At 52.2% G+C, this 20768-nt stretch carries 24 protein-coding genes and 1 other RNA gene; 16 read left to right on the top strand and 9 right to left on the bottom strand.

Features of this window, described 5'->3' with window-relative positions; genetic code table 11:
• Positions 1–542 precede the first annotated feature (542 nt).
• The 10 genes from ACMGGR_RS18960 to ACMGGR_RS18915 all read left to right on the top strand — a co-directional run bounded on the left by ACMGGR_RS18960 (position 543) and on the right by ACMGGR_RS18915 (position 9387).
• On the top strand, positions 543–905 hold the full coding sequence (locus ACMGGR_RS18960; RefSeq protein WP_414147606.1) for a glycine dehydrogenase: 363 nt from the start codon (positions 543–545) through the stop codon (positions 903–905).
• A 21-nt stretch (positions 906–926) separates the two neighbouring features.
• Entirely contained in the window at positions 927–1289 is a 363-nt protein-coding gene (locus ACMGGR_RS18955; RefSeq protein WP_246760849.1) for a glycine-rich SFCGS family protein, read from the top strand.
• A gap of 3 nt (positions 1290–1292) precedes the next feature.
• Positions 1293–1592, top strand: a complete 300-nt coding sequence (locus tag ACMGGR_RS18950) for a DUF4312 family protein (RefSeq protein WP_246760850.1) — start codon at positions 1293–1295, stop codon at positions 1590–1592.
• A gap of 36 nt (positions 1593–1628) precedes the next feature.
• Positions 1629–2405 carry a DUF4311 domain-containing protein gene (locus ACMGGR_RS18945; protein ID WP_246760851.1) on the top strand — a complete coding sequence of 259 codons (777 nt, stop codon included), beginning with the start codon at positions 1629–1631 and terminating at the stop codon, positions 2403–2405.
• Positions 2406–2417: 12 nt separating this feature from the next.
• Positions 2418–3062 (top strand): DUF4310 family protein, encoded by a 645-nt coding sequence (locus tag ACMGGR_RS18940; protein ID WP_246760852.1) that lies wholly within the window; start codon positions 2418–2420, stop codon positions 3060–3062.
• A gap of 43 nt (positions 3063–3105) precedes the next feature.
• A complete protein-coding gene (locus ACMGGR_RS18935; protein WP_414147605.1) occupies positions 3106–4239 on the top strand; it encodes an amidohydrolase/deacetylase family metallohydrolase in 1134 nt (377 codons plus the stop codon).
• A complete protein-coding gene (locus ACMGGR_RS18930; RefSeq protein WP_246760854.1) occupies positions 4223–5341 on the top strand; it encodes a DgaE family pyridoxal phosphate-dependent ammonia lyase in 1119 nt (372 codons plus the stop codon). Before ACMGGR_RS18935 ends, ACMGGR_RS18930 begins: the two co-directional genes overlap by 17 nt.
• Positions 5338–6078 carry a 2-dehydro-3-deoxy-phosphogluconate aldolase gene (dagF, locus tag ACMGGR_RS18925; protein WP_246760855.1) on the top strand — a complete coding sequence of 247 codons (741 nt, stop codon included), beginning with the start codon at positions 5338–5340 and terminating at the stop codon, positions 6076–6078. The genes ACMGGR_RS18930 and dagF overlap by 4 nt, the downstream gene beginning before the upstream one ends.
• Positions 6079–6175: 97 nt before the next feature.
• Positions 6176–8086, top strand: coding sequence for a BglG family transcription antiterminator (locus tag ACMGGR_RS18920; protein WP_414147604.1), 1911 nt, complete (start codon positions 6176–6178; stop codon positions 8084–8086).
• Positions 8087–8277: 191 nt separating this feature from the next.
• Positions 8278–9387, top strand: coding sequence for a phosphatidylinositol-specific phospholipase C (locus ACMGGR_RS18915; RefSeq protein ID WP_414147603.1), 1110 nt, complete (start codon positions 8278–8280; stop codon positions 9385–9387).
• Between the two features lie 80 nt (positions 9388–9467).
• On the opposite strand, the gene dolP is transcribed toward ACMGGR_RS18915, so the two are convergent.
• The 4 genes from dolP to ACMGGR_RS18895 are packed head-to-tail and all read right to left on the bottom strand — an operon-like array spanning position 9468 to position 13226.
• Positions 9468–10040: a division/outer membrane stress-associated lipid-binding lipoprotein gene (gene dolP / locus ACMGGR_RS18910; RefSeq protein ID WP_246760858.1), complete on the bottom strand. Its 573-nt coding sequence runs from the start codon at positions 10038–10040 to the stop codon at positions 9468–9470.
• A 10-nt stretch (positions 10041–10050) separates the two neighbouring features.
• Positions 10051–10641 carry a DnaA initiator-associating protein DiaA gene (diaA, locus tag ACMGGR_RS18905; RefSeq protein WP_246760859.1) on the bottom strand — a complete coding sequence of 197 codons (591 nt, stop codon included), beginning with the start codon at positions 10639–10641 and terminating at the stop codon, positions 10051–10053.
• A gap of 30 nt (positions 10642–10671) precedes the next feature.
• On the bottom strand, positions 10672–11064 hold the full coding sequence (locus ACMGGR_RS18900; protein ID WP_414147602.1) for a YraN family protein: 393 nt from the start codon (positions 11062–11064) through the stop codon (positions 10672–10674).
• Positions 11022–13226: a penicillin-binding protein activator gene (locus ACMGGR_RS18895; protein ID WP_414147601.1), complete on the bottom strand. Its 2205-nt coding sequence runs from the start codon at positions 13224–13226 to the stop codon at positions 11022–11024. Before ACMGGR_RS18895 ends, ACMGGR_RS18900 begins: the two co-directional genes overlap by 43 nt.
• Positions 13227–13288: 62 nt before the next feature.
• Here ACMGGR_RS18895 and rsmI point away from each other — a divergent pair, with 62 nt between their 5' ends.
• The 3 genes from rsmI (at position 13289) to ACMGGR_RS18880 (ending at position 14950) form a co-directional block, all read left to right on the top strand.
• Positions 13289–14146: a 16S rRNA (cytidine(1402)-2'-O)-methyltransferase gene (gene rsmI, locus ACMGGR_RS18890; protein WP_246760862.1), complete on the top strand. Its 858-nt coding sequence runs from the start codon at positions 13289–13291 to the stop codon at positions 14144–14146.
• 32 nt (positions 14147–14178) lie between these two features.
• An RNA gene (rnpB, locus tag ACMGGR_RS18885) (RNase P RNA component class A) lies at positions 14179–14556 on the top strand.
• Positions 14557–14611: 55 nt separating this feature from the next.
• Positions 14612–14950, top strand: coding sequence for a hypothetical protein (locus ACMGGR_RS18880; RefSeq protein WP_414147600.1), 339 nt, complete (start codon positions 14612–14614; stop codon positions 14948–14950).
• Positions 14951–15343: 393 nt separating this feature from the next.
• Here the strand turns inward: ACMGGR_RS18880 and ACMGGR_RS18875 are convergent, their stop codons facing one another.
• The 3 genes from ACMGGR_RS18875 to ACMGGR_RS18865 all read right to left on the bottom strand — a co-directional run bounded on the left by ACMGGR_RS18875 (position 15344) and on the right by ACMGGR_RS18865 (position 16877).
• On the bottom strand, positions 15344–15574 hold the full coding sequence (locus tag ACMGGR_RS18875) for a hypothetical protein (protein ID WP_414147599.1): 231 nt from the start codon (positions 15572–15574) through the stop codon (positions 15344–15346).
• On the bottom strand, positions 15558–16127 hold the full coding sequence (locus ACMGGR_RS18870; protein ID WP_414147598.1) for a hypothetical protein: 570 nt from the start codon (positions 16125–16127) through the stop codon (positions 15558–15560). Before ACMGGR_RS18870 ends, ACMGGR_RS18875 begins: the two co-directional genes overlap by 17 nt.
• A gap of 402 nt (positions 16128–16529) precedes the next feature.
• Positions 16530–16877, bottom strand: coding sequence for a hypothetical protein (locus tag ACMGGR_RS18865; RefSeq protein WP_246760864.1), 348 nt, complete (start codon positions 16875–16877; stop codon positions 16530–16532).
• Between the two features lie 163 nt (positions 16878–17040).
• Between ACMGGR_RS18865 and ACMGGR_RS18860 the strand changes: the two genes are divergently transcribed.
• Entirely contained in the window at positions 17041–17268 is a 228-nt protein-coding gene (locus ACMGGR_RS18860; RefSeq protein WP_414147597.1) for a hypothetical protein, read from the top strand.
• Between the two features lie 38 nt (positions 17269–17306).
• Here the strand turns inward: ACMGGR_RS18860 and ACMGGR_RS18855 are convergent, their stop codons facing one another.
• The gene (locus ACMGGR_RS18855; RefSeq protein ID WP_414147596.1) at positions 17307–18011 is read right to left on the bottom strand and encodes a pirin family protein; all 705 of its coding nucleotides are present in this window, start codon (positions 18009–18011) and stop codon (positions 17307–17309) included.
• A gap of 129 nt (positions 18012–18140) precedes the next feature.
• Between ACMGGR_RS18855 and ACMGGR_RS18850 the strand changes: the two genes are divergently transcribed.
• Positions 18141–19052 carry a LysR family transcriptional regulator gene (locus ACMGGR_RS18850; protein ID WP_246760867.1) on the top strand — a complete coding sequence of 304 codons (912 nt, stop codon included), beginning with the start codon at positions 18141–18143 and terminating at the stop codon, positions 19050–19052.
• Positions 19053–19071: 19 nt separating this feature from the next.
• On the opposite strand, the gene ACMGGR_RS18845 is transcribed toward ACMGGR_RS18850, so the two are convergent.
• Positions 19072–20058: a glutathione S-transferase family protein gene (locus ACMGGR_RS18845; RefSeq protein ID WP_246760868.1), complete on the bottom strand. Its 987-nt coding sequence runs from the start codon at positions 20056–20058 to the stop codon at positions 19072–19074.
• A gap of 331 nt (positions 20059–20389) precedes the next feature.
• Between ACMGGR_RS18845 and ACMGGR_RS18840 the strand changes: the two genes are divergently transcribed.
• Positions 20390–20686 (top strand): hypothetical protein, encoded by a 297-nt coding sequence (locus ACMGGR_RS18840; protein ID WP_414147595.1) that lies wholly within the window; start codon positions 20390–20392, stop codon positions 20684–20686.
• Positions 20687–20768: the final 82 nt, after the last annotated feature.

Raw genomic sequence — 20768 nt, 5'->3', positions numbered from 1 at the left:
TAATGAAAAGTTAAGTATTATTTGATGGGTTGGGGCGGGCTCTGGTAAAGAAAATCGCAATATCAGTTTGATACGCTAATGTGAAACTTCTCGCCTTACATCACATGCAAAGATAAATTCCCCACGGCCTGAAATTTTAGCCTGAATTATTGAAGGTAAGGTGTGTTATAAATTTAAAAATAAAATGATATTTGCATGTGAATATATATTTCATTAATGCGAATTTTTTATGAATTTTGGGGGAGGCTGTTGCTTTTCTCTATTTTTGGAAGTATTCATAAGCTATTCCTATGCTCTGGCGAATAGCCAGCAATAAAGAGAGCCGCTCAACCCGCTACGAAATCATTCGTCAGCATTTTTTACTGGTGTTCTGTGATTTATCTTCCATTTTCAACATTCTTACCTGACAAATTACCATTCTGTGAACGGTTACGCTGCCGCTGTCATTATTTCCACTTTGAAACGGAAAAATACGGCCTACACACAACTTCCTGAGGAGACTACTTTATTTTCTCGTAATTAACCCAGGCGCCTGGTCTGGGATGAAATGGAAAATAAAGGGGCGTTGCGTGAAAGATGGAGCAGTGGCAGAGAAAATAGCCGACGAGAAACAGGCCATTCAGGCACTGGCGGATAAAGTAATGGCGCAAATCACGGAGCTTTTTGCCGTCAGAAAAATTTATCCCAACGCCGTACAGCAGCAAATGCTGGTGTCGCACGTGCGGGCGATGGCGCTACGTTCGCTAACCGGAGAACCGCTGCCGGAAGTGGAGGCGGACCTGTTTGAAGATATCTCGCCAGACTCTATGTCACTGGCGCAGCAGGTGGTCGATCTCTTTGGCAACTTACCAAAAGAAGAAGCCTGGCTGCTCTCCGTTCATTTTGAAGTAGCAAAAGAAAATTAATCCTCACTGGAGAAATGGAATATGTCACAGGTTGTAGTGGTTATCGGCGATCGTTTAGGTAAAGGGCAGAAGGTTGCGGCTGGCGTGGAAAAGGCGGGCGGCAAAGCCGTGGTGGTGCCTGGCGTAGCGGCGGATATGAAGCTGGGAGATGCGATGAAAGCGGAAAACGCCACCTTCGGTATCTCTTTTTGCGGCAGCGGCGGCGCAGGCGCTATTACCGCCCAGACAAAGCATGGCTATAAAGCGAAGTACGGCATGCGCTCGGTTGAAGAAGGCGTCACCGCTATCAACGAAGGCGCGACGGTGCTGGGATTCGGCTTTATGGATAAAGAAGAGCTGGGCGAGCGTCTGGTCGAAGCCTGGAACAAGAAGTACGGCGCCTGACCCATGAAGGAGCAATTTACCTCAACGGTAAACGTCAGCGGCAAAGGCGACAGCAAGGAAAAAGCGTTTGCCGATGCGCTAAGCCGGGTACAGAGCACGCTCTTAAAGTCGAGCGGTAAAGTCCTGCTGCGTATTGAACCGCAGGACGTCAGGGTGGTGCTGGCGCGGGAAAGCGTCAGAAAAGAGCGGTTTCTCTTTTTCTTTCTGGCAAGGGAACGGCGGAGTTACAGCGTCGAACTGGAAATTACCGTCAGCGTGAGCGCGATTGACGTCAGCAAAGTCGATTTCATCACGAGCCAGTAATCTAAAAACGTTAGTACAGCCTGGAAGGACAGTGTGATGTTTTTAATTATTCTTTTTAAATCTCTTATTATCGGCGGCCTCGTCGGCGTGGGTGTTGGCGCAGGTGCCGCACGAATGTTCCACGCGCCGACAACGCAGGGTATGGGAGCGTTTCGTACGCTGGGTGAACTAAATTCCTGTGAAGGCGATCCCGCCTCTCACTTCTCTTTTGGTCTGGGTTTCTTTTTCAACGCCTGGGCATCGTCGGTGGCGGCGGGTTCCTTCACTCAGGATGTTGACCACCGCATTATTCCTCACTGGGGCGCAGCGGCGCTGATGATCAAAAACCGCGACCTGGCGGAAACGCTGCACAATCCCAAAAAAATGGCGATAGCCTGCGGCCTGATCGGCATGGTGGTCGTTGCCTTCCTTAACTCTACCGCTTCTGCTGTCCCGGCGGCGCTGCAGGTTACCGCGGTCAAGGTACTGGTACCTGCGGCAAATCTGCTGGTGAATACCGTGATGCCGGTCATTTTCTGGCTGGCGGCTATAGAGGCCGGTAAAAAGTCGGGTTTCTGGGCAACCATTTTTGGCGGCCTTGCCCAACTGATCATGGGCAACGCGGTGCCGGGCCTGGTGCTGGGTATTCTGATTGGCAAAGGCGTAGAGGAGAGCGGCTGGAACCGCATTACCAAAGTAATGATGGTTGCTATCGTGCTGCTGTTTGTCCTGAGCGGCTTTTTCCGCGGCTTCGACATGAAAATGCTGGAATCCTTCCGCCTTGGCGTGCCGGACTGGCTGTCGATTATTCACCAAACCCTGAGCGGCAAATAAGGAGAAAAGAGAATGGAAGAGTCAAAAAGCGGTTTCTGGTATGCCGACTGGTCTTTCCCGATTTTTGTTGGGCTACTCTCCGCCGGGGTTTTTGCCGGTACGCATATGTATTACGTCTATGGCCTTGGCGCGTTTAACGAGGTCGCCTTCGTCTCAATGCTGCGGTCGGGCATGGAAACCGGCGTGTATGGTGCCGTAGCGGCCTTTGGCGCCAGCTTTCTGTTTGCGCGCATTATTGAAGGTTCGCTGGTCGGCATTCTGGATATCGGCGGCGCTATTCAGACCGGCGTAGGGCTTGGCGTTCCTGCCTTGCTGCTGGGCGCGGGCATTGTTTTTCCGGTGGCTAATTTTGCCGCCTCGCTGCTGAGCGGCCTGATCCTTGGCGTGGCTATTGGCTATGTCATCGTGCTGGCTCGCAAATTTACCATCAGCAATAGCGACTCCACCTACGGCGCTGATGTGATGATGGGCGCGGGTAACGCCTCCGGACGTTTTCTGGGGCCGCTGATTATCCTTTCCGCCATGGCTGCTTCCATTCCGATTGGTCTGGGATCGCTGCTTGGCGCGCTACTGTTTTATCTCTGGAACAAGCCGATTACCGGCGGTGCCATCCTGGGCGCAATGCTGCTTGGCGCGTTTTTCCCTGTAGCGATCTAGCTGCCCGTTAAGGCGGGAGCTTCCGCTGACAGAGGAACAAATTATGTTTGACCTGATTATCCGTCGCGCGCGCTTTATCGACGGTAGCCTGAACGATGTTGCCGTTGCGAACGGCAAGATCGCCGCACTTGGTGAGATAAAAGAGCAGGCCGCGCATGAGTACGATCTGGCGGGGCGCTTTTACCTGAGCGCAGGCTGGATAGATTCTCACGTTCACTGCTATCCCAAATCGCCCATTTATCATGATGAGGCAGATTGCATTGGTGTGGCAACCGGCGTGACCACCGTAGTCGATGCAGGCAGCACCGGCGCTGACGACATCGACGATTTTTACCAGCTGACCCGCAGCGCCAGCACCCGGGTTTATGCGCTGCTGAATATCGCCCGTACCGGCATTGTTACGCAGAACGAGCTGGCGGATATGACGCAGATCGACCGCGTTGGGATACGCGATGCCGTACAGCGACTGCCTGGTTTTATTATCGGCATTAAGGCCCGCATCAGCAGCAGCGTGGTCGGCGCGAACGGCATACGGCCGCTGGCGCTGGCCAAAACTATTCAGCAGGAAAACGGCGGGCTGCCGCTGATGGTGCATATTGGCAATAACCCGCCCGATCTGGACGAGATAGCCGACTTGCTGACCAGCGGCGACATCATTACCCACTGCTACAACGGCAAGCCAAACCGCATTCTGACGCCCGCTGGTGAGCTGCGCGCCTCTGTCCATCGGGCTTTGCAGCGTGGCGTGCGGCTGGATGTAGGCCACGGTACGGCCAGCTTCAGCTTTGAAGTTGCCCGAGCCGCCATTGCGCAGGGGATCCTGCCACATACCATCAGCTCTGATATCTACTGCCGCAACCGTCTGAACGGCCCGGTACGCTCGCTGGCGCACGTGATGTCCAAATTTTTTAGCGTGGGCATGACGCTGCCGCAGATTATAGATTGCGTGACCGTTAACGCGGCGCAAGGACTGCGGCTGGCGCAGAAAGGACGGCTGGCGGTGGGATTTGACGCCGACTTCACGATTTTTGACCTGCAACAACAGGGTTGTTCATTTATTGATTCCGAAGGCGTTACGGCGTCGGGAGAGAAGCAGCTGTTGCCGCTGGCCGCCGTGGTGGCCGGTCGCTGGTTTGTTACCGAAGAAGGGAAAAAGCAACATGTCTTCGATTTATGAGAAATACGGTTTAAAACGGGTCATTAACGCCTCGGGACGCATGACTATTCTGGGCGTCTCGACCCCGGCGGCCAGCGTGGTTGAGACGGTAAAATATGGTCTTGAGCACTACTTCGAAATAAAGGACCTGGTCAACAAAACCGGCGCTTATATTGCAGGCTTGCTTGGCGCGGAAGATGCGGTGGTAGTTTCCTGCGCTTCTGCCGGGATAGCACAATCCATAGCGGCAGTGATAGTAAAAGATAACGACTGGCTGCTGGAAAACCTGCACGCCGCGCCGCTCAATGTGCCGCATGACATCGTGGTGCCAAAAGGCCATAACGTAAATTATGGCGCGCCGGTAGGCACCATGGTCGCCTTAGGCGGCGGTCGCCTGGTAGAGGCAGGCTATGCCAACGAGTGCTCGGCAGAGCAGCTTTCCGCTGCCGTTACACCGCAGACCGCCGCCATCCTCTATATCAAGTCGCACCACTGTGTGCAGAAAAGCCATTTGAGCGTCGAACAGGCTGTAGCCGTGGCACGCCAGCACAGATTACCGCTGATTGTAGATGCCGCCGCTGAAGAAGATCTGCAGTGCTATTACCGTTCTGGCGCGGATTTAGTGATTTATAGCGGCGCGAAAGCCATTGAAGGGCCAACCAGCGGGCTGGTAATCGGTCGTAAGCAATACGTAGAGTGGGTAAAACGCCAGTCGCTGGGCATTGGACGGGCCATGAAAGTCGGCAAAGAAGGCATCCTGGGGCTGACGCAGGCGATAGAAAACTATTTGCAGCAGAACAAAGTTTCCGGCGCGCAGATGGTAGAAAACATGTCGCCGTTTATCGATAGCCTTAACACGCTTAACGGCGTCAGTGCCCGGGTAGTATGGGATGCCGCAGGCCGCGATATTGCCCGTGCGGAGATTCATTTTGATGAAGCGGTGACTGGATTAACCGCCGGCGCAATTGTGCAGGCGTTGAAAACCGGCGAGGTGGCAATCTATTTCCGTGGCTATAAAGCGAATGAAGGCATTGTGGAAGCGGATGTCCGCAGCGTAACGCCGGAACAGCTCCAGACCATTTATTTGAATATTAAAGCTTTGTTATCAGGAGAGAAAAAATGAAGCTGACGCCCGATTTTTATCGCGACCGCGTATGTTTGAACGTCCTTGCCGGTAGCAAAGAGAATGCACGGGAAATCTGGCAGGCGGCAGAAGGGCATGTGCTGGTCGGCGTACTGTCAAAAAATTACGACAGCGTGGCGAGTGCCGTGGCCGATATGCGCGAATATGCTGCGCTAATCGATAACGCGCTTTCCGTTGGGCTGGGCGCAGGCGATCCCAACCAGTCGGCGATGGTCAGCGCCATTTCTGCAGAGATTCAGCCGCAGCACGTTAACCAGGTTTTTACCGGCGTAGCGACCAGCCGCGCGCTGCTGGGCCAGAGCCAGACGGTGGTTAACGGCCTTATTTCCCCAACGGGCACGCCGGGTATGGTGAAAATTTCTACCGGCCCGCTCAGCTCGGCGGCGGCGGACGGTATTGTGCCGATAGCCACGGCGATAGCGCTGCTGAAGGATATGGGCGGCAGCTCGGTAAAATATTTTCCAATGGGCGGCCTGAAAGCGGTAGCCGAATATAGAGCGGTAGCGCAAGCCTGTGCAGAACAGGATTTCTGGCTGGAGCCGACAGGCGGTATCGATTTAGAAAATTACGAGACCATCCTGCAAATTGCGCTGGAGGCAGGCGTCAGCAAGATCATTCCGCATATTTACAGCTCGATTATTGATAAAGATACGGGTAATACTCGACCAGAAGATGTCAGCACGCTGCTGAAGATAACTAAAAAACTGGCTGGATAAACGGACAAGCGCGGGCCGGATCGTGTCGGCCCGTTTTGCCTTTTTACAGGCCCGCGTCGGCCGGGCTATATAAAAAACGCTAACGACAGGAGAAACGGTGAGATTTCCCAACCAACGCCTTGCCCGGCTGTTTGCCACGCTGCAAAACGAAACGCTGCCTCAGGATGAACTGGCGCGACGCTTTGCGGTTTCAACGCGCACCGTACGTACAGATATCACCACGCTGAATGAACTGCTGGCCGATCACGGCGTCCGTTTTGTATTAAATCGCGGCGAAGGCTATCAGCTTAAAATAGAAGATGCGAAGCGCTACGGCAGGTTACAGCATCAGTCGCCATCTCCCTTACGTATTCCGCGAAGTTCTACCGCTCGGGTACGCTATCTTCTGACTCGTTTTCTCACCTCAGCTTTTTCGCTCAAGCTGGAGGATCTGGCCGATGAGTGGTTCGTCAGCCGCGCCACGCTCCAGAGCGATATGGCTGAGGTAAGAGAACATCTGGCACGCTATCAGCTGGTGATTGAAACCCGGCCGCGCTATGGCATGAAGTTGTTCGGCAGCGAAATGGCAATACGAACCTGCCTGACTGATTTGCTCTATGAAATTGCCCAGCAGGACGTCGACGATCCGCTGCTCAACCAGGAAGCGTTAAACAGCGGCATACTGGTCACGCTACAGCCGCTGCTGAACCACTGCCTTAGCCATTTTAATATCAGAGTGACGGACGACGGCGAATTCTATCTGCGCCTTTACTGCGCGGTAGCCATTCGACGTATCAGCGAAGGTTATCCGCTTTCCGATTTCAGCGCTGATGATGTGGATACGGAAGTGCGCGATGCGGCTCGCCATTTGATTACGCTGCTGCGGCCGCTTGCCGGAAAAGCGATATCACCCTCTGAGGAAGCTTACCTGCGCGTTAATATTGCGGCGCGGCGTATTGAAGAGATTTCGCCAGATGCTATCAGTCCGGATGACGGCGAGTCGCTGGTCAATTACATCCTCAGTTACATCAACACGCATTATAACTTTAATCTGCTGGACGATAATCAGCTGCGCGCCGATCTGTTAACGCATATTAAAACCATGATTACTCGCGTGCGCTACCAGATTAATATTCCTAATCCACTGCTGGCTAATATCAAACAGCACTATCCGATGGCGTGGGACGTCACGCTGGCTGCCGTTTCCAGCTGGGGGAAATATACGCCTTATGCCATCAGCGAAAACGAGATTGGTTTTCTGGTCCTGCACATTGGTGTCGGCCTGGAGCGACATTATAACGTCGGCTATCAGCGTCACCCGCAGATCCTGCTGGTGTGCGATAGCGGAAATTCAACCGCGCGGATGATTCAGGCCATGCTGATGCGCAAGTACCCACAAATTGTGGTCACCAGTATCCTGTCGCTACGCGAATATGAGCAGCAAGAAAATATAGAAGAAGATTTTGTGGTTTCTACAGCCAGGCTTGGTGAAAAAAATAAACCTGTCGTGGTTATGTCGCCGTTTCCGACCGAATACCAGCTGGAGCAGATCGGGAAACTGGTGCTGGTCGATCGCACCCGGCCTTATATGCTGGAAAAATTTTTTGATGCCAGTCACTTCTTAATCATCGATCGTCCAATGACTCAGGCGGAGCTGTTCAGAACGCTGTGCGATAAGCTGGAAAAAGAAGGTGCCGTAGATCAAGAGTTTCATGCTTCGGTCGTAGAGCGTGAAGCCATTGTCAGCACGATGCTGGGTGAAGGCATCGCGCTGCCTCACTCGCTGGGCCTGCTGGCAAAAAAAAGCGTTGTCTATACCGTGCTGGCACCGCAGGGTATTTCATGGGGAGATGAGACGGCCTCGGTGATCTTCCTGCTGGCTATCAGTAAAAGCGAATATGAAGAAGCGATGGCGATTTACGATCTGTTCGTCACCTTTTTGCGGGAAAGAGCAATGCCGCGCCTGCGCGACAGTCAAGATTTTGCCAGTTTTAAACAGGTGGCGGCAGAGTGTTTAAGCCGGATGTGATTTTTTTGCCATCTGAGAATAATCATTTCCTTAAGATGGTATTTAAAATGCTTTCTGCCTGTTTAATACTTAATTGCGGACTATTTCCTTTCTAAATAAATTCTTCATTGCTAGCTTACCCCATTCTGAAAATAGCCGGAGGATCCTCGGTGTAGCCCGGCAATTGGTTTAGTAAATCTTAAAGGAATAACATGATTTATTTAAAGGTCAGGGTGGTTTTTCTGCTCGCTTTTCTTTCGTTCCCTGCGTTTTCTCACTATGATGATGCGTACTTTCATCGTGCTGATAATGCTTTTACTTATAAAAAGAACTGGATGGCTTCGATCAGCGATGAAACCCGGCTAAGTGAAATGGCTTTACCCGGAACACACGACAGCGGAACCTACAAAATGTCCGGACGGCCAATCGTTCGCACTCAGGTGTTAACAATTAAACAACAGCTTGAATATGGTATCAGGGTCCTGGATATCAGAGTCAGACATACTGGTAATAAACTTGCCGTCCATCATGGCTCTGTCTATCTCCATCTGATGTTTGGCGAAGTTATTAATCAAATTGATGATTTTTTACAGGCAAACCCTACGGAAACCGTGTTGGTGAGAATCGCTGAAGAGCATAAGCAGGACAGCAATAATACTCGCGATATAAGATATACGCTGAAAGAATATCTGAATAAATCTGCCCATTACCTGGACACATCAAATGAAAGTATTAAGCTTGGGTCAGCCAGAGGAAAGTTTATTTTATTAAGCGCTAACTATTATCTGGGTGGAATAAATTATGGCTATTTCAGAGCGCAGGATGATTACTATCTCGGCACCAACTGGGATCTCCATAATAAATGGCTGAAAATCAAAGCGCATTTTGATAAAGCTGTAAAAGGCTACTTTGGCACGTTTTTCATTAATTATCTTTCGGGCTCGGGAGGGACGTTCCCCTACTTTGTAGCAAGTGGGCACTCTTCCAGCGAGACTTCTGCACCACGATTACTTACGGGATTAACTACGCCGGGATGGAAAAATTCCTATCCTGATTTCCCCAGGGTTAGCTGTTTCATCGGTATCTGTTCAATAGCTTTTGAAGGCACAAATATTCTTGCCCGGGATTATATAAAGCGTCTTAACAAACCGGAAACGGGGATGGCGGCTATCATCGGAATGATAAACGCGGATACAAGTGAAAGGACAATTGGCATTGTTATGGCTGACTTTCCGGGCGAATCATTGATTCAGGCCATTATTGATAACAACACCTTATTGAAGAAAAGAAACGTGATGTTGAGACAAAGAATTATTAACTAAGCTGATTCAAACAACAATAAAATAAATCCGTATCAGTACCTGATACGGATTTACAGTCTGGATGGCGTTTTAAAAAACGGCTATTGCAGAATGGTAAACGCGGTGGTGACATGCTTCACGCCGCTGACCCGGCTGGCAATGTCGGCCGCCGCTTTGGCTTCTGCGCTTGTCACCAGACCCAGCAAAAAGACCTCGCCGTTTTCGGTCGTTACTTTTACGTTAGAGGACTTAACCTGGTCGCTCGACAGCAGGTTTGAGCGAACCTTGGTGGTGATCCAGGTATCGGAAGAGGCCGTACCGAAACTGGCTTTTGCGCCCGTACGAATTTCGTTATAAACCTCGGTTGCGCCATCAACGCCTACGGCAATTTGTTTAGCCCTGCTGGCAACATCCGCGCTCGGTGCCTCGCCGGTTAACAGAACTTTGCCCTGATAGGCCGTAGCCACGATGTGGGCTTCTTTTTTAATCTGGTCATCTTTCGCCAGCGCATTGCTGACGCGCAGTTCCAGCGTACCGTCATCAACCTGCGTTCCCACGGTACGGGGATCGGTTGCCGTTTTGGTTGCTACGGCGGCGCTGCCGATGACCGCAGCGACGCAGCCCTGTAGCAGCAGCGCTGCCAGCATTACAGCGGTTGCAGATAATAGCTTCATGTAAACTCCTTTAAACGTCCTGGTGGGGAAACAAGGTGTTATCGATTAAATCGCACAGGCAATTTACGGTTAACATATGCATTTCCTGAATCCTCGCGCTCCGGTGCGAAGGAATACGAATTTCCACGTCCTGTGGACCCAGTAAACCGGCGAGCTCGCCGCCGTCATAACCGGTTAACGCAATAATCGTCATATCGCGCGTCACCGCTGCTTCAACGGCCTTCACAATATCGCGGCTGTTGCCGCGTGTTGAAATGGCCAGCAGAATGTCGCCAGCGTGGCCCAGCGCCCGCACCTGCTTGGCGTAAATTTCGTCGTGCAGGCGATCGTTACCGATAGCCGTCAACAGCACGTTGTCCGCGCTCAGCGCTACCGCAGGCAGGCTGGGGCGTTCGCTTTCAAAGCGGTTGATCATGTTGGCTGCAAAATGCTGGGCGTTGGCGCTCGACGTGCCGTTGCCACAGCTCAGCACTTTATTGCCGTTTAACAACGATTGCACGATGCTCATCGCCGCGCGTGAAATGGCGTCCGGCAGTGCTTCTGCCGCCGCGATCTGCGTCTGAATACTTTCGGTAAAACAAACTTTTATTCTTTCCAGCACGTTTTTCACCTGGCAAATAGTGGCGAAGAGTTACTCCGCCGTAAAGGCATTGGGCAGCCAGTCAATCCGTACGCCGGTTACCGCTACCACGTCAAAACGGCAGCTGGCGCACTCAAGGCTGCTCTGGCGTCCGTTTAGCCATAAGGCTGCGGCTTTCAGTAGCTTCCGTTGCTTGCTGCGGGTTACGCTGGCTGCGGCACCGCCAAACAGATCGTTACGGCGGTAGCGCACTTCCACGAAAACCCACGTTGCACCATCGCGCATAATCAGGTCAATTTCACCGGCGCGAAAGCGAACGTTAGCCGCGACAAAAATTAATCCTGCTTTTTCCAGCAGGCGGCGGGCCTGTTGTTCATAGCCCGCCCCCGTTTGCTGACGATTCAGGATGCCGGAACGATTTGTCCCTGACGATACTGGCTCCATACCAACTTCCTGTTGATGACGCAGTCCTGAGTGGCGCTCAGGCTACCGGTTTCTCCCTTCAGCTGGAAGCCCGGTAGCTGGCGTACCTCGTTAAAATGGTTGGCCAGCGTCCAGGCATCCACGCCCATCGCATACAGGCGAACCTGAGAATAATCATTGTTAAAGCTTTTTGCTGCCTGCTGCATCAGCGCCGGATTACTGCCCGACAGCAGTGGAATGTCGCTGAACTGCACGCCTTCCATTTCCAGACGATAGTCCGGGCCGCTTCCGGCCTGGTAGCTGCGCGAGCTGGCATAAATCTGCGCCATGCTGCGGCTGCTGACGCGCATAGAGATCATCGGCTTAATCAATGCCATCTCGTCCTGGGTAGCCACGATATACAGCGAATCAACACTGCCGTCACCGCTCGATACAGGTGCCTGTGGCGCCGGAATGGTCAGGCCAGCCACGGTTACGCCCTGCGGCTGCTGTGTCTGCTGGGAAACGATTGGCGTACCGGTCAGACGCAGGCCTGCGCCGCTATTGATACCCTGCTTCAGCTCGCTTTGAGAACCAAACTGCTGCTGCAGTACGGTGCCGCCGCCCAGCTTTTGCCATTCAGCCGCAAATGCCTTGCTGACGCGATCGCCCAGCGAGCTGCGCGGTACCATTAAAAGCGGCGAACGCTTGCCCTGATCCCACATATGATGCGCGGCATCACGTGCTTCGTCTTCAGGAGAAAGCGCAAAGTAGCAAAGATTCGGATGGTTCTGCACCGCTTCCGGCTCGTTAAGAGCCAGGATATTTAACGGTGTCGGTAAAGAGGCTAAGCGATCGACGTTGCTTTTCAGCAGCGGGCCGACTACCAGCGTGGCGCCGTCTTTCTGTGCCTGCGCCAGGACCTGATCTATCGGCTGGCTGCTGGTGTCGTAAACCTGAACCTGTGCCGAGCTTGATGGCGGCGCGGTTTGCGCCACGTTACCGCCTGACGCAGCAGGCTGCGCTGCGCCGTCAGTAGCGGCAGGCTGTGTCGTGTTCCCGGCAGGCTGCGCAGCGGAAGAGTTAGTCGCCGCGTTTTGACCGGTGGCAGAAGCCGGGCTGGCTGCTGCGTTTTGACCGTCGGCAGAAGCAGGGTTGGCTGCTGCGTTTTGACCGGTGGCAGAAGCCGGGCTGGCTGCTGCGTTTTGACCGGTGGCAGAAGCGGGGCTGGCTGCTGCGTTTTGACCGGTGGCAGAAGAAGGGTTGGCTGCTGGATTGGCTCCGGCAGCAGCTGCCGCATTACTGCCGTCAGTCTGCGGCGGCACGGCTGCCTGCGCCAGCGCACCGTTTCTGGCATCGTCAAAGCCTTTCTGAATCGCTTTGGCAAAAATTTGCGCCTGGCCATTTAACGGCAGCAGCAGCGCAATTTTACCCGTAGAGGACTGCTGGAAATTTTGTACCTGGCTCAGCGCCGTTGGCAGCATTTTGGCCGCAGGATTTTCAGGGTAGCGGGTTTGCCAGTCGCTGATGCCCGCTTTCAGCATAGTTGGGTCGCTGACGTTGGCTTTATAGACGTTGAGCAGATCTAACCAGCCCTGCAGCGTGTTCTCATCCGCGTTGATCACTAAACTGCCGGTTTGCGCTGGCGTCAGCTGGGTCAGCGCCAGCCAGGTAGCATCAATATTCTTTTGCTTATCCGCTGGCGACGTTAGCAAAGGTTCCTGAGCAATATAGGCACGCAGCAGATCGAGAGAGGGACGGCCCTGACCCGCAGCTATCTGCAACTGATAGTAGCGAGCCAGCTGATCTTTTGACAGTGAACCGGTATTAACCTGCTGTAAAAGCTGGGCGGCACCGCCTGTATCCTGCTGCATCGCCTTTAGCTGTGCCTGTAGCAGCAGAGACTCCTGATGCTGCGTGTCGCTTAGCTGTTGCGGCAGGCTGGCAAGCTGATCGCTGGCCTGAGGAATTTTTCCTTCCTTCAACAGCGCCCTGATTGCGAGTAATTGCCAGTCAACCTTGTTATCATTTGAACTTTGCTGCATTTGCTGCAAATAAGAGTCGGAAGTGCCCGTCGCCGCGCCCTGCACGTCGACCGAGGAGGTTTGCGGTCCCTGGCCGGAACAGCCGGCAAAAATCAGGGCCGCCAGCAGCAGAGGCACGCAGCGTCCTGCTTTGTTATGAATGACTTTCGAAGGAAGCATACTGTATCCAGTTATGTTTTTTTCAAGATGCTCAATATTAAATCGGCAATTCGGATCAAACAATGAAACAACGCGAAGAGATTTCGGCCAGCACGCTCTACATCGTTCCTACACCGATTGGCAACCTGGGCGATATCACCCAGCGTGCGCTGGCGGTGCTGTCAGGTGTCGACCTGATCGCAGCGGAAGATACACGTCATACCGGGCTGTTGCTACAACATTTCGCCATCAATGCGCGCCTGTTCGCATTACACGATCACAACGAGCAGCAGAAGGCGGAAACGCTACTGGCAAAGCTACGGGACGGGCAAAGCATAGCGTTGGTTTCCGATGCCGGCACGCCGCTGATCAACGATCCTGGTTACCATCTGGTACGTCTTTGCCGCGAGGCAGGCGTTAACGTCGTACCGTTGCCCGGTGCCTGCGCGGCCATTACAGCATTAAGCGCTGCGGGTTTGCCGTCCGATCGATTCTGTTACGAAGGGTTTCTGCCTGCTAAAAGTAAAGGCCGCTGCGATACGCTGCGTGCGCTTGAGCAGGAATCCCGCACCATGATTTTTTATGAGTCGACCCATCGCCTGCTGGAGAGTTTACAGGATATGGTGACAGTTTGGGGAACAGAGCGTTACGTTGTGCTGGCGCGTGAGATTACCAAAACGTGGGAATCCATTTATGGCGCACCGGTTGGCGAACTGCTTGCCTGGGTAAAAGAGGATGAAAATCGTCGCAAGGGCGAAATGGTGCTGATTGTAGAAGGCTACCATGCGCAGGAAGACGCTTTACCGCCGGAAGCACTGCGCACGCTGGCGCTGTTGCAGAAAGAGCTGCCGTTAAAAAAAGCGGCTGGCCTGACTGCTGAAATCCACGGCGTAAAGAAAAATGCGTTATATAAGTATGCGCTGGAGCAGCAAGAGGGGTGACAAACCGCGCGGAATGCCCTATTATCCGCGCCGAAGCTGACCAGACAGTCGCCGCTTTGTTGCCGTCCTCCTTCGGGGGAGACAGACAGAGGGGAGGAAAGTCCGGGCTCCATAGGGCAGGGTGCCAGGTAACGCCTGGGGGGCGCAAGCCCACGACCAGTGCAACAGAGAGCAAACCGCCGATGGCCCACTTGTGGGATCAGGTAAGGGTGAAAGGGTGCGGTAAGAGCGCACCGCGCGGCTGGCAACAGTTCGCGGCACGGTAAACTCCACCCGGAGCAAGGCCAAATAGGGGTTCACAAGGTACGGCCCGTACTGAACCCGGGTAGGCTGCTTGAGCCAGTGAGCGATTGCTGGCCTAGATGAATGACTGTCCACGACAGAACCCGGCTTACCGGTCAGCTTCAACATTTTCAGTAGAAAACCCGCTTCGGCGGGTTTTTTGCTTTCTGGCGCAGGGGAAAGATGACTGTCCACGACGCTTTTCACAAAAAGAAAGCGGCTTACCGGTCAGCTTCAACATTTTCAGTAGAAAACCCGCTTCGGCAGGTTTTTGCTTTCTGGCGCAGGGGGAAGATGACTGTCCACGACGCTTTTCACAAAAAGAAAGCGGCTTACCGGTCAGCTTCAACATTTTCAGTAGAAAACCCGCTTCGGCGGGTTTTTTGCTTTCTGGCGCAGAGGAAAGATGACTGTCCACGACGCTTTTCACAAAAAGAAAGCGGCTTACCGGTCAGCTTCAACATTTTCAGTAGAAAACCCGCTTCGGCGGGTTTTTTGCTTTCTGGCGCAGAGGAAAGATGACTGTCCACGACGCTCTTCACAAAAAGAAAGCGGCTTACCGGTCAGCTTCAACATTTTCAGTAGAAAACCCGCTTCGGCGGGTTTTTTGCTTTCTGGCGCAGGGGAAAGATGACTGTCCACGACGCTCTTCACAAAAAGAAAGCGGCTTACCGGTCAGCTTCAACATTTTCAGTAGACAACCCGCTTCGGCGGGTTTTTTGCTTTCTGGCACAGGGGAAAGACTTTATTGAGCATAGCCTAAGCTGACAGGCAACTTTGTGCCAAAAACGGAGGTTGCTGAGTGGCATTTCAGACACGTCAATTAGCATAATTCAAAGCAATTCAATTGAAGCTACGGATCGCGAAAAAACAAACAGGGCCCGGTTATCGGGCCCTGTTGTCAAAGGAATTCTGTTAAATTTCTTGTAGTTCACGCACAAGATGGCCTTTTAACTTCTTACGCAATAAGGTAGCAGAAGAATGTCTTTTACTAATCGTCAGGCTGGTTTTAAGGTCGCACAAATGCGCCTCAGCATTCATAGAGCGAGTTTTCAACTCAGCAGAAACTAACGCCTTAAATACTTTTTTCTCGCCGTTTATAGGGGCGAGAAACGCTGAATGTTTTTGCTTATTGTAAGACGACATAGCAGGCTCTCCCCTCTGTAACTGTCTTATACGAATGCAATTCTTCCGGTATCAACGATCGCGGAGCTTTCTTTGGCAATCCTGTTCGCTCATTATAGCGCGGTTCACTTTTTAACCCAAGCATGTAGTCATATGTCTCTTCCAGAGTAGTACGGCGACCGACATCAACAATTCCACCGGATGCAGCCTGGAAAACAAAACCACCTATATTGAATTTTTCAAAGTGAGCGATTAATGCTAATGAGACCCTTTGCAAAACGACGGCGGCCCCCAATCCTTCAAAATTTACGTGACGAAAATCGGCCAAATTTTCCATTCCGTCGAATACGTCAAAATAGACTTCAGCCATTCCGTTTCCAGGAAAGGGAACGTCAGCCGGCATTTGATATCCAATGCGATTAAAGGTTAGCTCGTCAGACAGGCTGCCGACAATCACCGTATATAATTGATTTCCTGCAACAAAGACGTAGCTATGATGAACACGACGATCATAGATGAACTTCTTTCTTCTTAAAGCATAATCATCAAGAAATAATTCTTCTTCGATAAGCACTTATCACTCCTTTGAAAAGCGTTTAGATCGTGGGGTTTATACTTCTGCACTTCACAGATTTCGTCAAATTTCCTTTGAAACGTCGTTTATTTCTACAGAACCTTTATGCAGCATGCCGAATTTCCGCTTTTTGCTCAAAGCCAACCATCAGAACTGGTTTTGCTTTGTCCGCGAAAACTGTCAGTTCAGGCCTGGACTTATCCAAATTTATTCCTCTTTGATGTTCCAGTTACGCTTGATTGTTAGCAGGCTCAAGCCCAATTCAGGCGCCGCTTCGGACTGGCTCAGTCTCCTTGCTTTGGCTTCTACCGGTCAGCCTCAACATTTACAGTAAAAAACCCGCTTCGGCGGGTTTTTTGCTTTCTGGCGCAGGGGGAAGATGCTTGTTCACCGTCAGCGGATTTACTGGCACCGGGCCACCATCGCGGAAACGGCTGTGCGAACATCGGCCTCTCTGGCCTGATAAACGTTAACGTGAGACTGCTTATGGGGCGCAGATGAAATCTCAACCCACGCCACATCCTCATTATCGGTATCTTTTAACTTATACCTGCGCGTACCGCCGGGCAGCGGATCGTCCCGCTCCAGGAAAAGATGCTGATGCGAAGCGGCCGAATAAAGACAACCGGCAACTTCATGCGGGCTGCCGTCCAGGTAAAAAGATTTCAGCTCAGGATGCATACCCACTCGTCCCATATCAACACACCCACACAGCAAAAGAAGGGAAAACGCGACAGACAGCTTTTTCATTGATGAAACTCCTTATATACCTGCGACCACGCTACGCCCATCACCGTCAATCCAGGGTTAACGAGCGTCCATATGTTTCCTGCTATAAGAAAAATGTAGCGTCAGACTGCGCTAAGGAAAAATCTTTGCTTAACTGTAAGGCGTAAACAACAGGAGATAGCCGATGAAAAGATCGATACTGGCCGCCAGGTTAGGCCTGACCGAAGAAGAGCTGGATGAAATGGATCTGGATGCGGAAGATTTGGATGAAGGGAAAGTCGACGAAGAAAAGACGACCTTTTACTTCAACGTGCCTGATAACACGCCGCAGCATATTCTGGGTAAAAAAGGCTGGTCGATCGGCGACAGAGTAGAAGTGCCGATCGATCTTTTTAACCTGAACGGAGAATAAGGCGAGCAGTCAGGTCCGTTATGCAGAGGCCAGGCAGCCTACTCTGATAAATCAATTACCAGCACGCGAGCAGGCGTCAAAGCTTTAACCGTGACGTTGCTTTCCTCCTGGATAAACGCGCCGTCACCGCAGGCAAGTGCCTGTTCTTCGTGCGAGGGCGCCGTCACCTGCAAACTACCGTGAATTGATTGAAGGTAGGCTCGCGAGCCGTGTAGCGGTAGCGTGTGCGCTTCGCCCGGCTGGAGCTGCAAATGGTAAACCCACGCCTGCTGACGCAGCTGCAGGCTTTGTTGCGCACCGTCTGGCGAAGCCAGCAGCGTGCAGCGAGCATTTTGAGGAATGGACAGGCGTTGTATCGCCGCATTTTCTCGCTGCGGGCAGGCGTCCAGCCACAGCTGCATACGCGTCAGCGACTGCTCTTTGCTGATATTGTGTTCGCTATAGCTGTTGCCCGGCTGCGTAGCCAGCAGCAAAGCTTCACCTGCCTGCGCCACCACGTCGTTACCGTCGCTATCGCGGTACTCCGCCTCGCCCTGCAAAATCAGGTTAAGAACGTCAACCTTAGGATAGGTTCTGGGTTGAAAGGAAGCCCCTGGTGTCAGCACTTCCTGGTTGAGCACGCGTAAAGAAGCGTAGCCCAGTAATTTTGGATCAAAATAGTGGCCGAAGGAGAAGGTATAACGCGCTTGCAGCCAGCCGTAATCAGCTTTACCACACTGCTGCACGCTACGACTAATAATCATACCTTTCCCCCTTATCGATCGGCATACCGCACCGACCGTTTCTTATGTCGCTATAATAAGGCGCTGGACGGCAGATTGTTAGCCAGTTAATCTGCTTACCATATTCAAAATTCCTGACAGAGACCCGCTATGGCTAAAGATCGCGCTCTTACGCTGGAAGCGCTACGAGTGATGGACGCTATCGATAGACGCGGCAGTTTTGCTGCGGCGGCAGACGAGCTGGGTCGCGTGCCTTCTGCGCTCAGCTATACGATGCAGAAACTGGAAGAAGAGCTGGACGTCGTCCTGTTTGACCGCTCCGGACACCGCACAAAATTTACCAACGTAGGGCGCATGTTGCTGGAGCGAGGCCGCGTTCTGCTGGAGGCGGCCGACAAACTGACCACGGATGCAGAAGCGCTGGCGCGAGGTTGGGAAACGCATTTGACCATCGTTACCGAAGCGCTGGTGCCCTGCGAATATCTTTTTCCATTAATCGATAAGCTTGCTGAAAAAGCCAATACGCAAATCGCGCTGATAACCGAAGTTCTGGCAGGGGCATGGGAGCGGCTTGAGCAGGGAAGAGCCGATATTGTTATTGCGCCGGATATGCATTTTCGGGCATCTTCGGAAATCAATACCCGCAAGCTTTACAGCATCAGAAGCGTTATCGTCGCCAGTCCCGATCATCCTATCCATCAGGAACCGGAACCGCTTTCCGAAGTATCCCGCGTTAAATACCGTGGTATAGCTGTTGCCGATACGGCCCGCGAGCGGCCAGTGCTGACCGTACAGTTACTGGACAAGCAGCAGCGGCTGACCGTCAGTTCTATAGAAGACAAGCACCGTGCCCTGTTGGCCGGCCTTGGCGTGGCGTCCATGCCTTATCCTTTGGTGGAAAAGGATATAGCCGAGGGGCGACTGCGCGTGGTCAGCCCCGAATACAGCAAAGAAGTGGATATTATCATGGCCTGGCGTCGCGACAGTATGGGCGAGGCCAAAGCCTGGTGTTTAAGAGAAGTTCCTAAGCTGCTGGCAAAGCGTCACGCGGTAATGAAATAGCGAGACGCCCGCTTCCCCGCTAGCGAAATCGCTCGTCGCGCCCGTGCGGCTCGTTCCAGTCAAAAGCCGGACCGGTAGAAATAATGCCGTAAGGGTTAATGGTTTTATGACTGCAATAGTAGTGATGGCGGATGTGGGCCAAATCGACCGTTTCTGCGATGCCGGGCAGCTGGTAAATTTCCCGCAAAAAGCCGCTCAGGTTCAGATAATCACTAATGCGGTGCCTGTCGCATTTAAAATGCGTGACGTAAACCGGATCGAAGCGCACCAGCGTCGTCCACAGGCGTAAATCTGCTTCGGTCAGGCGGTCACCAGTAAGATAGCGATGCTGTCCCAGCATCTGTTCCAGCCTTGCCAGTGAATGAAACAGCGCGTTGACCGCTTCATCATAGGCCGCCTGCGTCGTGGCGAAACCTGCCTTATAGACGCCATTGTTTACCGTATCGTAAACCCAGCCGTTCACTTCATCGATTTTGCTGCGCAGATCTGCCGGATAGTAGTCGCCCGCGCGCGCGCCAACCGCGTCAAATGCGCTGTTGAACATTCGTAAAATATCGGCCGATTCATTGCTGACAATAGTCTGCTGCTGCTTATCCCATAAAACCGGTACGGTAACGCGCCCCGTATAGTCCTTATCGGCATGGAGATAAAGCTGGTACAGATACTCATTTTGATAAAGGCTGTCGCCCGTCGCGGCTTCAAAATCCTCATCAAACGTCCAGCCGTTCTCCAGCATCAGCGGATGAACAACGGAAACGGAGATCAGCTTTTCCAGCCCTTTTAGCTGGCGCATCAGCAGCGTTCGGTGCGCCCAGGGGCAGGCGAGGGAAACGTAAAGATGATAGCGATCTGCTTCGGCACAAAAGCCCGCGTCTCCCGTTGGGCCAGCCTGGCCATCAACGGTAACCCAGTTACGCCATGCGGATTCAGAACGCTTGAAACGTCCGCCGGTTGACTTAGTGTCATACCAGTTATCGTGCCATACGCCATCAATTAGCTGTCCCATATTCACTCCATAATCTTAGAAAACAGTTTAAAATATAACTTGTTGTCAGGAAAAAGCTCGTTAATTTGCAGGTATTTTTCTTGCCTTAATTTGTGTAAACCAACCGTTCGGTAAATATTTTATATTTTCCAGTGCAGGCCAATAAAACTGTTATTAATATCTAAAACAGGTTTGTAATTGTTATTAAAATTCTCTTCCGCCTGACCTGGTAAATTTTCTTATTGTCTTTTATCGTGGCATGTTATTTAAGATTTGACTTTATTTGCCTTGTGTTATTAGAATCGCTTTGCGTTTTTATCAACGCGGCCTCTTTTTTAACAAGGAGTAAGTTATGCGTGAATTAAATATTCAGGAAGTGGAAGCGGTTTCAGGTGCAGGTTTTTTTGCCGACCTGGGAAAAAGTATCGGCACGGCCATCGGTAATATTGTTGATGCCGGTACCGCTGCTGGTGGCCTGACTACCGATGCCGCCACGCCGGCAGGAAAGCTTGGGTCAGGTATTGGCAGCATCCTTGAACTGGATGTGGTGAATGCTATTTCCAATATCGGTACCGGTATTGTAGGTATTGTTAATTTTGGCATTAGCGCTGTTTCGCAGATTTTTAATAAAACGCCCGCGTCTTCCTGATTGAGCGGATGCAGGGCATTGTTAATAAAGCGGCTATGCAATTACCTTTTCTAAAATGCGTAATTAATATAGCCGCTGTTAT

This window comes from Erwinia sp. BNK-24-b, from assembly GCF_047456155.1.
Classification (GTDB): Bacteria; Pseudomonadota; Gammaproteobacteria; order Enterobacterales; family Enterobacteriaceae; genus Erwinia; species Erwinia phyllosphaerae.
The sequence above is the reverse complement of the archived record's forward strand: the minus strand, read 5'-3'. Positions and strand labels throughout refer to the sequence as shown.

What these genes read in the sequence shown, in the direction of transcription:
- ACMGGR_RS18960 (WP_414147606.1), top strand. Translation starts at nt 543, where the DNA reads ATGAAATGGAAAATAAAGGGGCGTTGCGTGAAAGATGGAGCAGTGGCA.
- ACMGGR_RS18955 (WP_246760849.1), top strand. Translation starts at nt 927, where the DNA reads ATGTCACAGGTTGTAGTGGTTATCGGCGATCGTTTAGGTAAAGGGCAG.
- ACMGGR_RS18950 (WP_246760850.1), top strand. Translation starts at nt 1,293, where the DNA reads ATGAAGGAGCAATTTACCTCAACGGTAAACGTCAGCGGCAAAGGCGAC.
- ACMGGR_RS18945 (WP_246760851.1), top strand. Translation starts at nt 1,629, where the DNA reads ATGTTTTTAATTATTCTTTTTAAATCTCTTATTATCGGCGGCCTCGTC.
- ACMGGR_RS18940 (WP_246760852.1), top strand. Translation starts at nt 2,418, where the DNA reads ATGGAAGAGTCAAAAAGCGGTTTCTGGTATGCCGACTGGTCTTTCCCG.
- ACMGGR_RS18935 (WP_414147605.1), top strand. Translation starts at nt 3,106, where the DNA reads ATGTTTGACCTGATTATCCGTCGCGCGCGCTTTATCGACGGTAGCCTG.
- ACMGGR_RS18930 (WP_246760854.1), top strand. Translation starts at nt 4,223, where the DNA reads ATGTCTTCGATTTATGAGAAATACGGTTTAAAACGGGTCATTAACGCC.
- dagF (WP_246760855.1), top strand. Translation starts at nt 5,338, where the DNA reads ATGAAGCTGACGCCCGATTTTTATCGCGACCGCGTATGTTTGAACGTC.
- ACMGGR_RS18915 (WP_414147603.1), top strand. Translation starts at nt 8,278, where the DNA reads ATGATTTATTTAAAGGTCAGGGTGGTTTTTCTGCTCGCTTTTCTTTCG.
- dolP (WP_246760858.1), bottom strand. Translation starts at nt 10,040, where the DNA reads ATGAAGCTATTATCTGCAACCGCTGTAATGCTGGCAGCGCTGCTGCTA.
- ACMGGR_RS18900 (WP_414147602.1), bottom strand. Translation starts at nt 11,064, where the DNA reads ATGGAGCCAGTATCGTCAGGGACAAATCGTTCCGGCATCCTGAATCGT.
- ACMGGR_RS18895 (WP_414147601.1), bottom strand. Translation starts at nt 13,226, where the DNA reads ATGCTTCCTTCGAAAGTCATTCATAACAAAGCAGGACGCTGCGTGCCT.
- rsmI (WP_246760862.1), top strand. Translation starts at nt 13,289, where the DNA reads ATGAAACAACGCGAAGAGATTTCGGCCAGCACGCTCTACATCGTTCCT.
- ACMGGR_RS18880 (WP_414147600.1), top strand. Translation starts at nt 14,612, where the DNA reads ATGACTGTCCACGACGCTTTTCACAAAAAGAAAGCGGCTTACCGGTCA.
- ACMGGR_RS18875 (WP_414147599.1), bottom strand. Translation starts at nt 15,574, where the DNA reads ATGTCGTCTTACAATAAGCAAAAACATTCAGCGTTTCTCGCCCCTATA.
- ACMGGR_RS18865 (WP_246760864.1), bottom strand. Translation starts at nt 16,877, where the DNA reads ATGAAAAAGCTGTCTGTCGCGTTTTCCCTTCTTTTGCTGTGTGGGTGT.
- ACMGGR_RS18860 (WP_414147597.1), top strand. Translation starts at nt 17,041, where the DNA reads ATGAAAAGATCGATACTGGCCGCCAGGTTAGGCCTGACCGAAGAAGAG.
- ACMGGR_RS18855 (WP_414147596.1), bottom strand. Translation starts at nt 18,011, where the DNA reads ATGATTATTAGTCGTAGCGTGCAGCAGTGTGGTAAAGCTGATTACGGC.
- ACMGGR_RS18850 (WP_246760867.1), top strand. Translation starts at nt 18,141, where the DNA reads ATGGCTAAAGATCGCGCTCTTACGCTGGAAGCGCTACGAGTGATGGAC.
- ACMGGR_RS18845 (WP_246760868.1), bottom strand. Translation starts at nt 20,058, where the DNA reads ATGGGACAGCTAATTGATGGCGTATGGCACGATAACTGGTATGACACT.
- ACMGGR_RS18840 (WP_414147595.1), top strand. Translation starts at nt 20,390, where the DNA reads ATGCGTGAATTAAATATTCAGGAAGTGGAAGCGGTTTCAGGTGCAGGT.